Source organism: Mycobacterium sp. 1274761.0, from assembly GCF_001668615.1.
Lineage (GTDB): Bacteria > Actinomycetota > Actinomycetes > Mycobacteriales > Mycobacteriaceae > Mycobacterium.
On sequence record NZ_LZMC01000096.1, the window covers coordinates 1 to 508 of the forward strand.

General features: G+C 66.5%; 1 pseudogene. It reads left to right on the forward strand.

Annotated elements, in window-relative coordinates:
• A pseudogene (locus A5651_RS19895) lies at positions 1-508 on the forward strand (dihydrodipicolinate reductase); the annotation flags it as partial.

Below are 508 nucleotides of genomic sequence, written 5' to 3' on the forward strand. Positions count from 1 at the left end.
CAGGAGGCGTCGGGTCCATCGCGGTCGACGCGGTGCATCGCCGGCCCGACCTCGACCTTGTCGGTGTGTGGGTGCATACGCCGGACAAGGTCGGGCGCGACGCGGGTGAACTCGCCGGTGGAGAACCGATCGGGATCACGGCCACCGACGATGCCGAGGCGTTGATCGGCCTGCGGCCGGACTGCGTGGTGTATGCGGCCAGCGGACCCGAGCGTGACGCCGGCGCGGTCCCGGATTATCTGCGGCTGCTCGAGGCGGGAATCAACGTGGTGTCAACGTCATCCACGAGCTTGGTCTACCCGCCGTCGTACTATTCACCGGACTGGCGCAACCAGCTCGAGGCCGCCGCTGAGGCAGGCCACGCCTCGTTCTACGGGTCGGGCATTTTCCCGGGGTTCGGCTCGGACCAACTGGCACTGCTGCTGGCCACACAGTCGTCACAGATCGAGAAGATCCACGCCTACGAGATCGGGCTGTACGACGACTACGGTGTGCCCGACATCATGAG